This is a genomic window from Microbulbifer pacificus (assembly GCF_033723955.1).
Classification (GTDB): domain Bacteria; phylum Pseudomonadota; class Gammaproteobacteria; order Pseudomonadales; family Cellvibrionaceae; genus Microbulbifer; species Microbulbifer pacificus.
Genome location: NZ_CP137555.1, coordinates 352,626 through 364,883 on the forward strand (window position 1 = coordinate 352,626; position 12,258 = coordinate 364,883).

A 12,258-nucleotide genomic window follows, 5' to 3' on the forward strand; every position below is an offset into this window, starting at 1 on the left:
TGCATCAGGATTCCAGAACTTCAGCCACGGACTGGCAGAAGTAGGCCATGTTGCTCTCACTCAGACCGGCGATGCTGATACGGCTGGAATCTACCATATAAATGGAATAGTCCCGCTGCAGTTTATGAACCTGCTCCGGGGTAATGCCGAGGAATGAGAACATTCCCTTCTGTCTTTCGATAAAGCTGAAGTCACCAGCAGCACCCGCGATCTTAAGGCTTTCCACCAGACCGGAACGCAAGCCGTTGATGCGCTCACGCATTTCGGTGAGTTCCGCTTCCCAGTTTGCGCGCAATCCGGCATCGGTCAGAATGGACTCAACGATGGCCCCGCCATGGCTGGGCGGCATCGAGTAGTTGCCGCGCACCACGTTCAGCAGCTGGCTCTGTCCGCGATCCGCCGCCGCGGCATCGCTGTAAATCACCATAGCCAAGCCGACGCGCTCGCGGTAGAGACCAAAGTTTTTCGAACAAGAAGCGGCCACCAGCATTTCCGGCACAGATTCCGCCATCAGGCGCAGGCCATAGGCATCGGCATCGAGGCTTTCGCCGAAGCCCTGATAGGCCATATCCACAAACGGGGTAAAGCCCTGCTTCTGGGCCATTTCCGCCAACACCTTCCACTGCTCGCGAGACAAATCCGCACCGCAGGGGTTGTGGCAGCAGGCATGGAACAGCACCAGGTCGCCCTCACCCACCTGCTTCAGCGCTTCCACCATGGCATCAAATTGCAGGCTGCTGGTGGCGCGGTCGTAATAGGGGTAACTCTTGATCTGCAGACCGGCGTTGCCGAGCAGCGGAACGTGGTTGGCCCAGGTCGGATCGCTGACCCAGATGGTAGCGCCGGCTTTGGCACGGTTGGTAAATTCGGCGAGCACGCGCAGCGCACCACAACCGCCCGGGGTCTGCGCAGAGCGCACCCGATTACCCACCAGTGCCGGATGCCCCGCACCCAACACCAGTTCCTGCATGGCGCTGTTGAACCCGGGGGTACCTGCAGGACCGATATAGGATTTAGTTTCTTCACTCTGCAGCAGGCGGGTTTCCGCCTCTTTCACGGCCTGCAAAACTGGCGTGTGGCCCGCCTCGTCTTTATAAACACCCACCCCCAAGTCGATCTTGCTGGGGTTTTCGTCGGTGCGGTAGGTGGCCAGCAGGCCGAGGATCGGGTCAGCCGGAAGGCTTTTCAGGTGGTCGAACATGGTAACTCCTGATGATTCATGCCCGCGCACTCGCGGGGTGCGCAGGCTGGTGATTTTGGCATGTATCTAGCGCGGTCAAATGCCCAGGTTTCAGTCGATGAGGCCGCGGTTGGCCCAATCCTGCGCGCGAGCCATGAGTTTTTCGATAATGCTGTCGAGCTGACGGCGCTCGTCGGTGGAGAGTGAACCCATCAGGTCATTCTCGTACTGTTGCGCCAGAGGTACGATGCGCTCGTACACGTCGCGGCCTAGCTCCGACAGATTCAGTACCTGGCGACGGCGGTCGGCGAGGTCTTCACTACGGGTGATGTAGTCATTCTTGATAAGGATCGACACGGCGCGACTGATCGCCACCTTATCCATCGCCGTCTGCTCTACCAGATCCGCGGCGGAGAGATTGGGGAAGCGGCCGAGAATCGCCATGACGCGCCAAGCCGGAATAGTGAGGTCAAAGCGCGCGCTGTAGGCATCCGCAATGGCATTACTCACACGGTTGGAGAGTACCGACAGCCGATACGGCAGAAACTTCTCCAAACGCAGGTCGTCGGGGCGCACCGCTTCACTGGGGCTTGCCAGATCCGAGGTTTCGCTTCGTGTGTTATCTGTTGTCATTGCGGTTCATTCACCTGCTGAGGATCGGGTTGTACCAGGTTTCAAATGTAACTAAGATTGGTTTCAATTGTAACCACTGCCGCAGGAATTTTTGCCCGTGACAGATTGCCGGCAGCCGCCGACTAGGCCGTTTTGAACGCAAGCACTCGATCCGAGAACCCGGAAAGTGGGGAATCCAGAGCAACGGACCCTGACGAATATTTCGACGCTCGGGCACGCCAGTACAGCATCTGAAGAAATCGGCCGCGCATTATACGGGCTTTGACGCCATTTTTGTCAGCCAACTCCTTGTTTCGCGCAAACTATTTGCGCGGGCGTGCAACGGCGGCAATTCTCCACGGAACATTATTCAAGGCCAGGCGCGTACCACCCGCAACCACCAATAACCATTCGCCATACAGACAGGAACGCCAACTATGGAACTGCACGGCTACTTTCGCTCTTCCGCCAGCTACCGGGTGCGCATTGCCCTCAACCTCAAGGGACTCGAATACGATTACCATCCGGTAAACCTGTTGAAAGGAGAACAACGAGAGCCCTCCTATCGCAGCCTCAACCCACAGGGGCTGGTGCCGGCCCTGATCGACGCAGGTCATGTGTTTACCCAGTCTCTTGCCATTCTCGAATGGCTGGATGAGCAGCACCCGGAGCCGGCGCTGCTGCCACAAGATCCCCTGGCCCGCGCCAGAGTGCGTGCGCTCGCGTATAACATCGCCTGCGATATTCAGCCCCTGCAAAATCTTCGGGTGCTCAAGTACCTGCAGGCGGAACTGGGCGTGGAAGAAGAGCAGAAAATTGCGTGGATTCGCCACTGGATTGATGACGGTTTCAAGGCACTGGAAAGCCAGCTGAACACCGGGGCGGAGCAATTTGTTGGCGGCGACAAGCCGGGGCTATTTGAATGCTGCCTCATGCCACAAATCTACAATGCGGAGCGTTTCGGCATGGACATGACGCACTACCCGCACATTTCCCGAATCGCCAACGCCTGCGCCACCCTGCCCGCCTTCGACAAGGCGAGACCGGAAAACCAGCCAGACAGCACCCTGTAATAGGCCATCATCGGGCCGAGGATTATTACTGTGCCGCTCCGCCATCGGAGGCTTGATCACCCCGCAGCGCGAGCGGCTGGCTAAAGGTAAGGGAGCGATAGGGAAATGGAATTTCCATGCCCGCCTTATCCAGCGCCCTTTTGACTGCGCTGACCACCTCTCCCTGGGACTTACGCTCATCCAGTGGCGTGGAGCCCGCCCACCAGGTGACCTCAATTTCGATACTGCTATCGGCAAATGCGTGCGGAAAAATCTGGATCGGCTCATCGTCGCGCACAGACTTGCAGGAGGCCACCGCCTGCTCGATGACCTTCACCGCCTCGAGCAGATCCACGCCGTAGCCAACGCCGACAATGATGGTAAAACGACGTTTATTGCGGTTTGTCAGAATTTCCACGGGATTTTTGAACAGGAACAGATTCGGCACGATCACCAGTTCCCCGGTGGTACGACGGATGGCCGTATTCCGCACGTCTACTCGCTCTACCCGCCCCTGTACATTCTCGCACTTGATCACGTCGCCGGCTTCAAAGGGGAAATTCCACAGAATCAGAATGCCGGCAAAAAAATTCTCAAATACATCTTTGAAGGCCAGCCCCACCGCCACGGAGAGCAACCCCAGACCACCGAGCGCCTTGGCAGGCGTCAGCCCCGGGAACAACACCATGGCACTAAACGTTACCCCGATTACCCAAATGACAATCTTGGCGAGGCGTACCAGAAGATGTTGTAAGGAGGGGCGTCGCCCGGTTCTTTTGGCGAAGCGGAACACAAAGCGTCCGATTACTTTCGCCATCAACCAGGTCACAACCAGTATCAACAGGCTGGCGACAAAAAACGGGATATGACCGAGGAACCCCTCCCAGATATTGAGAATGGAGGCGGTCACCGCATCCAGAATTTCGGGAAATGACGACGGTGCTGCCTTGGCGAGCTCCAGCGATTCAGCGAGTTCCTCTGCATTGCCTACCCCCGGGGGACTAGTTTGCGCCTGCCCCATCACTCGCTCCAACCGGCGAACTCACCAAGCCGCAGCCACTTGCTGGCGATCCACTTTTCTCCTTGCAACACCGGGCTGCCACCGTGCAACGTCAGGTAATCCAGATCGCCTTCATCGTTGGCGTATGAGAAAAACAGGCCACAGCCCTTTTTCGGCAGAATATCCAGCCCCAACTTCGGGAAAATCGTCGAGCCCCCGGCATCCACATCATTCAGATACATGATCATGGTACCCACACGCTGGCCGCCCATGGCCAGCACCTCACGATTACCGGGGCGCTCAGGGTCAAAAAAATCGTAATGGGGTCGATATTCCGCACCGGCCTGATAGTTAAGAATCTGCAGAGGCTCGCCTCGCTCTTCAGGCACGCCCAGCAATTGGGCGATACGGGACTCTACGGCGGCAATCAGCGGTGTTTCCCGCTTGCGGAAATGGGTTCCAGAGCTGGTGCGTACGTCTTCCAGATCAAAGGTGCCAATTTCAGAATTGACGACACGGGACCGCGCCATATGCGGGCGCGACATTTCAATGAGGGCATCGCACTCCCAGTGCGACAACAGATTGCCGAACAAAATGACGTTGGGTTGCCGCATCGCCAGCAGCACATCCACCTGTCGGTCACCCAGTGCAACCTGATTTGAAGATGCTTCAAAAATGCGAAAGCGAGCACCGTCGTCGGGCATATGCCCGCCCGGATTCCCACATTCCGGATTGCGAACCCGCTGCTGCTGATCCGGCTGAAGTTCCGTAAACTCCACGAGACACTCCTTTGTCCTCTGCCAAAACGGCACCTGTCTGTTCAGCACCGTATTGCGGATAGAGTATAGCCCCGCCAACTGCCTCCCATGCAACCCCCTGCGCCCCAGGCAAGGCGGCCAGCTACGGTGACGCTGAACCCTGCGCGGCGGATAATGTCCTAGGTGATATTTACCGATCCTGTAGGGGGAACCATGAACAAGCACGGACCAACATTTAGCGCGCTGCACAGGACCGCAAGCAGAGTCGTTCTGCTGGCGCTGGTAGTGCCATTGATGATCTTGCAGGGCTGCGCCACCCTGTCGCCCGATTTCGAAACCCCAGAAGTGCAGGTAACCGCGCTAGAGCCGCTGCCAAACAACCAAAGTGGCGACCTACGCTTTCGCATCCATCTTCGGGTCTTCAACCCCAACGACACAGACCTGGCGCTTTCCGGTCTTTACTACACGCTCAAGCTGGCGGGTCACAAGGTAATCACAGGCACCTCCAGCAACCTGCCGGTGATACCGGCTTACGGGCAGAATGCGATTGTCGTGGACGCCTCGGCCAACCTGATGGGGTCATTTATGGCAGCCGCGCAACTACTGCAGATGCAGGGCAATACCGTGCCCTATGAGCTGGAGGCCAAACTCGGGCTTCAGCGCTCCATCCTGCCCGCTATCCGGGTGACCAAACGGGGAGACATTCCCCTGGGCCAGTACCAACGCTGAGCCTCAGGACTTCCACTTTGGCTTTGGAGAGAAAGGAAGATTCGAAGGGGATATGAGGAAGGAAGGCCGGAGGAGTACACCTCCGGCCAGATCGGATCCGGGCGCGAGTAAAATCAGCGCCGCGCCGCGAGAATACCGCCAGTCATGGCAGCCATGGAGCTGAGAATCCCCAACCCGACCAGGCTGTACAGACTGATGCTCTGTTCCGCCAGGGACGCCAGCACCTGATCCAGGGGAAACTGCCAGCAGACGATGGCTGAAGCGGCCACTACCGCGGCGTACTGGTAACGGGTCGCACGACGCTCGGCGCGTTTTGCCGGCACCGCTGGCAACTCTGCCATTACGCGCTCGCAAAAACCGTCGTCGTCCACATGGGGCTCGCTAAATTGCAGCTGTTGCGACAGCCAGGTGTCGAAATCCGGCTCGCTGCCTTGCGCAAACTGAGCGGACTGAACCACACCGTCTCTGATCACCATACCTGTAGAACCACCTGTCGTGTTCTCAAATTCATTCTTGAGTTCCGTAGACTGCTGTTTGAAATCAGCCACTGACTACCTCCTCTCGCCAGGCCTGCAGTAATGTCTGCAATTTGGCCCGCGCGCGATTGACATGGGATTTTACCGTGCCCAGCGGCAACTTCATAATACTCGCGGCTTCTTCGTGTGAAAAACCGCGCTGCATACACAGATGTACTGCCTGACGCTGGACGTCACTCAATTCCCCCATGGCCGAGTTCAGATCTCTGGCCATCCCCAGTTGCAGCGCTTCTTCGACGCTCTCATTGGCCTGGGCTCGATCAACCGCATCCTGGTCCACGTCCGGCGCATTCTTGCGCTTATAGCTCATGACCAGATTGTAGGCAATGCGATACAGCCAGGTGCTGAATCTTGCATCCCCACGGAAAGCAGGCAGCGCCTTGTAGGCCTTGATAAAGGCCTCCTGCGCCATGTCGTCGGCAAGAGCCTGGTCGCCATCGCACAGCTGACGGAGCGAGAATCGCAGCTGTGACTGATAGCGACGAACCAGCTGGGCATAGGCCCGCTGGTCCCCGTCTTCGACGACGCGCCTTATCAGATCCTCATCATCGAGGCTCATGGATGGCCGTCCTTAACCTACTTGCTGCTGTTGATCGAGTTTCCAGTTGATAAAGCGGGCCACACCGATAAACAGCGGGATCAGGCCCAGACTGCCGGCACCCAGACCACCGGCCGCGGTCAGCCAGATGAAGATCGCTGCGCCCACGGCAATCAGGGTGAAGCCCCGATCCTTGACGTTGGCACTCCTCTCCCCTTCCATCGCATCCAGCAGCTCCGGCGGAATATCGCGGCCTTCCGACACCATACGGTTGATGTTTTCCATCAACAGCTGCTTCTTGCGGTAGCTATTGCGGGTCACCAGCCACACGATCAGAATCGGCGTGCCGAACACCGCCAGTATGGCAATGATGCCGATCAGCCACTCCATATCCCGTGGGCGGTACTGTTCGATTTCGTGCACGTGCATATCGCGTTCCGCACGCTCGCGAGCACTTTCCATGCGGTCCCGCGCACTTTCCACCCGTTCCCGGGCGCGTTCAGCCCGCTCCCGCGCACGCTCCGCGCGCTCCATCTCGGCCTTGATACCGATTTCGATATTGCGCGGCACAGATTCCAGTGCCTCATCCACCACCAGGCCCCTGTCGTCGAGAATGCCCTTCTCTTCGAGCTTCTCGTAGATTCGGCGGGTTACCGCTCCACCGAATTCCTCACCAAGGTTGATTTCCACATTGGCGCTTTCACCGTTTTCATCGCGGGCGTGGATGCGCAGGGTGCCGTCTTCCTGGCGCACAATCCGCACCTGTTTGGTGACCTTTTCCTCCGGCGCCGGCGCAACCCTGGGCACTGGCGGCACTGGTGGCACGGGCGGTACCGGTGCCACCGCCTCTCCGGACTCCTGGGCTACCAGGGCTCCTGACATCCCCATGGCCAGGGACGCAGCTACCGCAAAAGCCCAGACCGGTGACCGGCGCTGTACGTTTGAATGACTCGCTCTCATTGGTGTTTTCTCGCTCTTGCTCAAATTGGCCCCGGAATCAGACCCGGCTACAGACACCCGGGACACGGTTCCTCTGGGGAAGGCGCCCCTCTGGCGCCAGATTGTACCTTTATTGACCACCCCGTATCAGTGGCAATCGTCATCAATTCGCAATCCGGCCTTCTGGCCGGCTGCCGGGGTCGGTTCAGCCTTACCCGTTCAGCAGATGGACGCGGGAGAATTCCCGTTTGGATGCATCAAGCGCGAAAATTTCTGCTGATGCCTATCTGGCGAAAATCCGACCAGCAGGCAGAGATCGGTCTAAATCACAGTTGACACTGGATACCCATACAGTTACCTTGCTGGCGTACAAGTCAATAACAACTCGGCTAAATGTCCGGGAAAGGGTTTGTCCGGGAAGAGCTGCCCGGAACACAGTCGATAACAGCGACTGCGCTTATCAACAATTAGCCAAGACAACAGGAGGCCCTTATGGCGGTAGTAGCAGTTTGGAAATGCGATAGAGACGGAGCCATGTTCGACAACAAGAAAGACGCCGAAGAACACGACAAGATGCTGGAACTGGCCGCAAACATCACCGCGCTGATCGAGCGCCATGTTGCGGGCGTTTCCGAGGAGGCGAGCGAAGAGATCGGCCTGATGCTGGCGAAGCGTCGCGAGGTCCTGGCCAGAGCCTGTAAGGGCAAGCCGGAAGATCTGCTCACCGAAGATGAAGAATTCACCGCCACCCAGAGTGAGAACGTGACGCCGCTCGCGGCCAACCTGTAAATCGCGCTGTTCGGCCGGTCCTGCGACCAGCCGAGCAACGCAGGGACATCCCTTACCCCTTCCGGGAAAGTGGAAATCCCCCCTTTTTCCATCCCTGTACTGTGCCCGGCCCCCGCCGGGCTTTTTTGTGCCCGGCGGTAAGCGCCTGGATTGCTACAACCTGTCGATCAGAACACGCCAGCAATATCAATCAACGCCAGCGCAATGATCACCAGCCAGGTCAACGCAGTGCCGAAAAAGCGCCCGGGATGGTAACCACCCTTGCCGCCGACGAGGCCAAAGGCGTGTAGCAGCCTGGCAAACACCAGCGTACCGCCAAGACAATGCAGCCACAGCGGCGCCAGGCCATTGATCTCGGCGATCAACATCAGGATCAGCGCCAGCGGGATATATTCCACCGCATTGGCATGGGTCCTGATGCGGATCTCGCCATCTCTGTCACCCCCAGTTCCCAGCCCAACCTGACGGCCACGCCGGAAACTGACCACTCTGAACGCCAGCGCCATCACCAGCAGCGCACACAAGCCCGCGTAGAGCGAGGTAATTTCTACATTCTGCATTCTGTGTCCTTACGTCTTATTGTGAATCTGGAGGTGCGATTACTGCCGGTAAGCATGTCCGGTACCCGCCTGCGGGTGCAGATAGCGGTCCCGCAAGCGCGTTGAGCGATTGACCAGCGACTGCGGCTTGCCATCGATCAACACGAATTCCGCGAAGCTCGTAACCTCCAGGGGATCACCACTCCACAACACCAGGTCCGCCTGGCTACCGGGGGCGAGCACACCGCCTTCCAGGCCAAAAATAGCGGCGACATTGGCGGTGATGGCCTTTACCCCCTCTTCCAACGGCAGGCCGTAGGCCACCGCGTTGCCTGCGCCCTGGCGCGAAAGGTAGCTATTGTGAGACCCGGCATAACCCGGGCCACTGATCGCCACGACAACACCGGCCTTCTGCATCAATGCCGCATTGTCCAGGCGTGCCCCCAGTTTCTCGAAGGCATCCGGAGAATTTCCCATGGCGTCGATAACCACCGGCACCCGGGCAGCGGCCAGCTGGTCCGCCACCATCCAGCCTTCCGCGGCGCCCTGGATAATCGTCTTCAGCTTGAACCTCTTGCTCAGCGCCAGCACCTGCAGGATATCGCTGGCGCGGTTGGCACTGATGAGAAGAGACTGCTCGCCATTAATCAGCGGCTGCAGTGCCTCGAGATCGGCGACGGAGAAATCCAGTTCCCGCCACTCGCCCCTGCGAATGGCATCGCGGTTACCCGCGTATTCCACCGCCTGCTGCAGGGCACTCTCAATCTGCTGGTAGGCCCGCGCGCGACTGCCGCCCGCCAGTTGCGCGCCGTACTCGCCAAAGTACACTTTTTGCACCAGCCCGGATTTGGTAACGCTGTCGAAGTCTCCGGTGAGCTTGATGGCAAACCCCTGCCCGGCGAAGATTTTTTCCTCACTACTCGGCACCACCACTGCCCGGGTGAGCCCGCCAGCGCGGTTGAATGGAATCAGGGTGGAATGCGGATTGAAGGCTACCGATGGATCAAAGCCGGCACCTATGGAGGTATCCGTTACGGCACTGTCGTTGGTGGAGGCCGCGGCACCGATCTCGGTCAATCCGAGTTCGCTGCTCGGGGCAATCAAGCCCGGGGTTACCACCTTGCCGCGGCCGTCGATCACCAGATCCGCCGCCAGGTCTCCCAAGTCCTGCGCTACCTGCTCGACACGCCCGTCACGCACCAGCAGATCGCCCTGTTCCAGGGTGCCCTGATCACCAAGAGTGATGATCTTTGCATCCTTAATCAGCACGGTCTGTGCCTGCGCTGCCCATGTCATCCCGGCGAAAACCACCAGGGCGATCCGTGTGGCAGCCTGGAATATTTTGTTGGGAGAGAAATTATTAACGCACATCATTTTCCGCCCTCCGGGGATTTGTGGCCGCTCTGTGGCAGGCGCGCACCTTCCGCATCCAGAATACCCAGCTCAAAGTCACTGCGGGGTTGACGCTCGGGATCATTGCGGTCGTACATCAGGTTGCCGTCGATAAAAACCTTTTCCGCCTTGCTATAAACACTGAACGGATTGCCTGACCACACTACCAGGTCTGCCATCTTGCCTTTTTCCAGGCTGCCGGTGACCTTGTCGATTCCCAGGGCCTTGGCGGGGTTCAGAGTCATCCAGGTCACAGCATGGCGCGGCTCGATGTGAAAGCCAGCGCGCTGGCCCGCCACCATGGCCTTGGCGGTTTCCTCGTTCAGGTGCTGGATACCGATTTCCGAATCCGAGTGGATCATGCCGCAGGCCTTGGCCTGGTCAATGATCGCGAGATTGGCCTCGGTCATGTCGAAGGCCTCGTGCTTGAACCCCCACCAGTCCGCCCACACCGCGGCACACACGTTGTTCTCTGCCAGCAGATCCGCCACCTTGTAGGCTTCCACCGCGTGGTGGAAGGTGGAAATCTGGAAGCCGAACTCCTTGGCGATATCCATCATGATCGCCATTTCCTCGCCGCGGTAGCAGTGGTTGTGCACCAGGATTTCGCCGTTCAGTACACCGGCCAGGGTTTCCAGCTGCAGATCCCGCTCCGGTGCATCGCCACCGTTTTTCTCGTAGTTATCCCACTTGTCGCGGTAGGCTGCGGCATCGATCCAGGCCTGGCGATAACCTGCCACATTGCCCATCCGCGTGGACGGCAGGCTGCCCTTGCCGCCGTAAACCCGTTTCGGGTTTTCGCCGCAGGCCATTTTCAGACCGTAGGGGGCACCGGGGAATTTCATGTCCTGCACGCTGCGCCCGGGTACGTTTTTCAGGGTTACCCCGCGACCGCCAAACAGGTTGGCGGAACCCGGCAGGATCTGCAGCGTGGTGACACCACCGGCCAGTGCCAGCGCAAATTGGGGGTCCTGGGTCCAGACCGAGTGCTCCGCCCACACCTGTGAGGTATTGGGCGAGGTCATTTCGTTGCCGTCCTGGGAGGATTCAATGGCTGGTGCGGGGTAATCACCAAGGTGGGAATGGACATCGATAATCCCGGGAGTGACCCACTTGCCCGCACCCTCGACCACCAGGCCTTTTTTCGGGGCCTTAAGCCCCTCGCCGATGGCCGCGATCTTGCCCTCTTTCAGCAGGATATCGGTATTGGGCAGTTGCTCGCCGGTGCCGGTCAGTACCGTCGCCCCGCGAATCAGGACCGGTGCCGCTTCATCGGCCTTATAGCTTGAGGGAAAAGCGCCCTGACGCGCAAAATCAGGCCCCTTGCCCTTCTCTTGTTTGTCGCCGCCACAGGACACCAGCGCTGTTGCCAGTATTGCACCGCACGCTACCGCCAACAGGCGTCGCGCAGCCGTGTTCGAGTTCAGAGTGAACCGCATCCCCCCTCCTATTTTTTATGGATCAGGTTTTAATGTATCTGGATTCCCTTATACGGGAACACTTTTATCGGGAACACCCGCTTATGGAAAAACGTATGCTAACAGCATTCCGGGAATGCGCCAGATACCGCAGCCCTCGGTTGAGCGTGCCATTTCTGACAAAGGCTCGGTGAAGAGAAAAGGGATTTAGCGGGCCGGTTTCCGCACAGCCTCTCCGCCGTGATAGTCGCCGCAGGGACCCGCGTGAGAAATCCGGGGCCGGAAGGTAAATACGGGAGCTAGTAATGCAGGATTTTGACAATCCGTTCGCCGTTATCGCACTCCCCCACCACTTCCGGCTCGGAGAGTAACGAACCCACCTGAACCACCTTGTTGGATGGATAGGACACAAAGCAGGCAAAGTTGAAATTTACCGCCCAGTTGCAGCGGAGCAGCCCGTCATCCTTTTCCAGGAATCGCTCCTGACAGAACGCCAGACTGGGACTCTGACCGCCCTGCAATTGCTGGCCACTTTCCACCGTCTGCGATACCGCGGCACCGGACATCAGGTAGCCGATCACCGCACAAGCAGCTACACAAACGGAAGTCGATCCCAAGCAGAGGGTCCAACGCTTCATATCCCCTGTACCCGCGCAATCAGTTGCCACTTCCTGAAGCCTAGCAGCTGTGGCGCACGTTTCCCCGGAATAATTGACCTGCCAGTCCGTTACGCCGCTGCTATCATGCCGCCAACTTTGCGAATATCGGCCAACGAA

General features: G+C 58.6%; 14 protein-coding genes. 3 read left to right on the forward strand and 11 right to left on the reverse strand.

Features of this window, described 5'->3' with window-relative positions:
* Positions 1-4: 4 nt before the first annotated feature.
* Both R5R33_RS01450 and R5R33_RS01455 read right to left on the reverse strand, forming a co-directional pair.
* A complete protein-coding gene (locus R5R33_RS01450) occupies positions 5-1,201 on the reverse strand; it encodes an amino acid aminotransferase (RefSeq protein WP_318954306.1) in 1,197 nt (398 codons plus the stop codon).
* Between the two features lie 90 nt (positions 1,202-1,291).
* Positions 1,292-1,813: a MarR family winged helix-turn-helix transcriptional regulator gene (locus R5R33_RS01455; protein ID WP_318954307.1), complete on the reverse strand. Its 522-nt coding sequence runs from the start codon at positions 1,811-1,813 to the stop codon at positions 1,292-1,294.
* Positions 1,814-2,229: 416 nt separating this feature from the next.
* Here R5R33_RS01455 and maiA point away from each other — a divergent pair, with 416 nt between their 5' ends.
* Complete coding sequence (gene maiA / locus R5R33_RS01460) at positions 2,230-2,865, forward strand: maleylacetoacetate isomerase (protein WP_318954308.1); 636 nt, start codon at positions 2,230-2,232, stop codon at positions 2,863-2,865.
* Between the two features lie 25 nt (positions 2,866-2,890).
* On the opposite strand, the gene R5R33_RS01465 is transcribed toward maiA, so the two are convergent.
* Positions 2,891-3,865: a mechanosensitive ion channel family protein gene (locus R5R33_RS01465; RefSeq protein ID WP_318954309.1), complete on the reverse strand. Its 975-nt coding sequence runs from the start codon at positions 3,863-3,865 to the stop codon at positions 2,891-2,893.
* Positions 3,865-4,623 carry a 2OG-Fe(II) oxygenase gene (locus R5R33_RS01470; protein ID WP_318954310.1) on the reverse strand — a complete coding sequence of 253 codons (759 nt, stop codon included), beginning with the start codon at positions 4,621-4,623 and terminating at the stop codon, positions 3,865-3,867. Before R5R33_RS01470 ends, R5R33_RS01465 begins: the two co-directional genes overlap by 1 nt.
* Positions 4,624-4,815: 192 nt before the next feature.
* On the opposite strand from R5R33_RS01470, the gene R5R33_RS01475 reads away from it, so the two are divergent.
* Positions 4,816-5,331 carry an LEA type 2 family protein gene (locus R5R33_RS01475; RefSeq protein WP_318954311.1) on the forward strand — a complete coding sequence of 172 codons (516 nt, stop codon included), beginning with the start codon at positions 4,816-4,818 and terminating at the stop codon, positions 5,329-5,331.
* A 113-nt stretch (positions 5,332-5,444) separates the two neighbouring features.
* Here the strand turns inward: R5R33_RS01475 and R5R33_RS01480 are convergent, their stop codons facing one another.
* The 3 genes from R5R33_RS01480 to R5R33_RS01490 are packed head-to-tail and all read right to left on the reverse strand — an operon-like array spanning position 5,445 to position 7,365.
* Complete coding sequence (locus R5R33_RS01480; RefSeq protein ID WP_318954312.1) at positions 5,445-5,879, reverse strand: hypothetical protein; 435 nt, start codon at positions 5,877-5,879, stop codon at positions 5,445-5,447.
* A complete protein-coding gene (locus R5R33_RS01485) occupies positions 5,872-6,426 on the reverse strand; it encodes an RNA polymerase sigma factor (RefSeq protein ID WP_318954313.1) in 555 nt (184 codons plus the stop codon). The genes R5R33_RS01480 and R5R33_RS01485 overlap by 8 nt, the downstream gene beginning before the upstream one ends.
* Positions 6,427-6,438: 12 nt before the next feature.
* Positions 6,439-7,365 carry a DUF6249 domain-containing protein gene (locus tag R5R33_RS01490; RefSeq protein WP_318954314.1) on the reverse strand — a complete coding sequence of 309 codons (927 nt, stop codon included), beginning with the start codon at positions 7,363-7,365 and terminating at the stop codon, positions 6,439-6,441.
* A 471-nt stretch (positions 7,366-7,836) separates the two neighbouring features.
* Between R5R33_RS01490 and R5R33_RS01495 the strand changes: the two genes are divergently transcribed.
* Positions 7,837-8,133, forward strand: a complete 297-nt coding sequence (locus R5R33_RS01495; RefSeq protein ID WP_318954315.1) for a YebG family protein — start codon at positions 7,837-7,839, stop codon at positions 8,131-8,133.
* 167 nt (positions 8,134-8,300) lie between these two features.
* On the opposite strand, the gene R5R33_RS01500 is transcribed toward R5R33_RS01495, so the two are convergent.
* The 4 genes from R5R33_RS01500 to R5R33_RS01515 all read right to left on the reverse strand — a co-directional run bounded on the left by R5R33_RS01500 (position 8,301) and on the right by R5R33_RS01515 (position 12,120).
* Positions 8,301-8,693: an MAPEG family protein gene (locus R5R33_RS01500; RefSeq protein WP_318954316.1), complete on the reverse strand. Its 393-nt coding sequence runs from the start codon at positions 8,691-8,693 to the stop codon at positions 8,301-8,303.
* A gap of 39 nt (positions 8,694-8,732) precedes the next feature.
* Positions 8,733-10,046 (reverse strand): amidohydrolase family protein, encoded by a 1,314-nt coding sequence (locus tag R5R33_RS01505; protein ID WP_318954317.1) that lies wholly within the window; start codon positions 10,044-10,046, stop codon positions 8,733-8,735.
* The gene (locus tag R5R33_RS01510) at positions 10,043-11,503 is read right to left on the reverse strand and encodes an amidohydrolase (protein WP_318954318.1); all 1,461 of its coding nucleotides are present in this window, start codon (positions 11,501-11,503) and stop codon (positions 10,043-10,045) included. The genes R5R33_RS01505 and R5R33_RS01510 overlap by 4 nt, the downstream gene beginning before the upstream one ends.
* A 278-nt stretch (positions 11,504-11,781) precedes the next feature.
* Positions 11,782-12,120, reverse strand: coding sequence for a hypothetical protein (locus tag R5R33_RS01515; protein ID WP_318954319.1), 339 nt, complete (start codon positions 12,118-12,120; stop codon positions 11,782-11,784).
* Positions 12,121-12,258 lie beyond the last annotated feature (138 nt).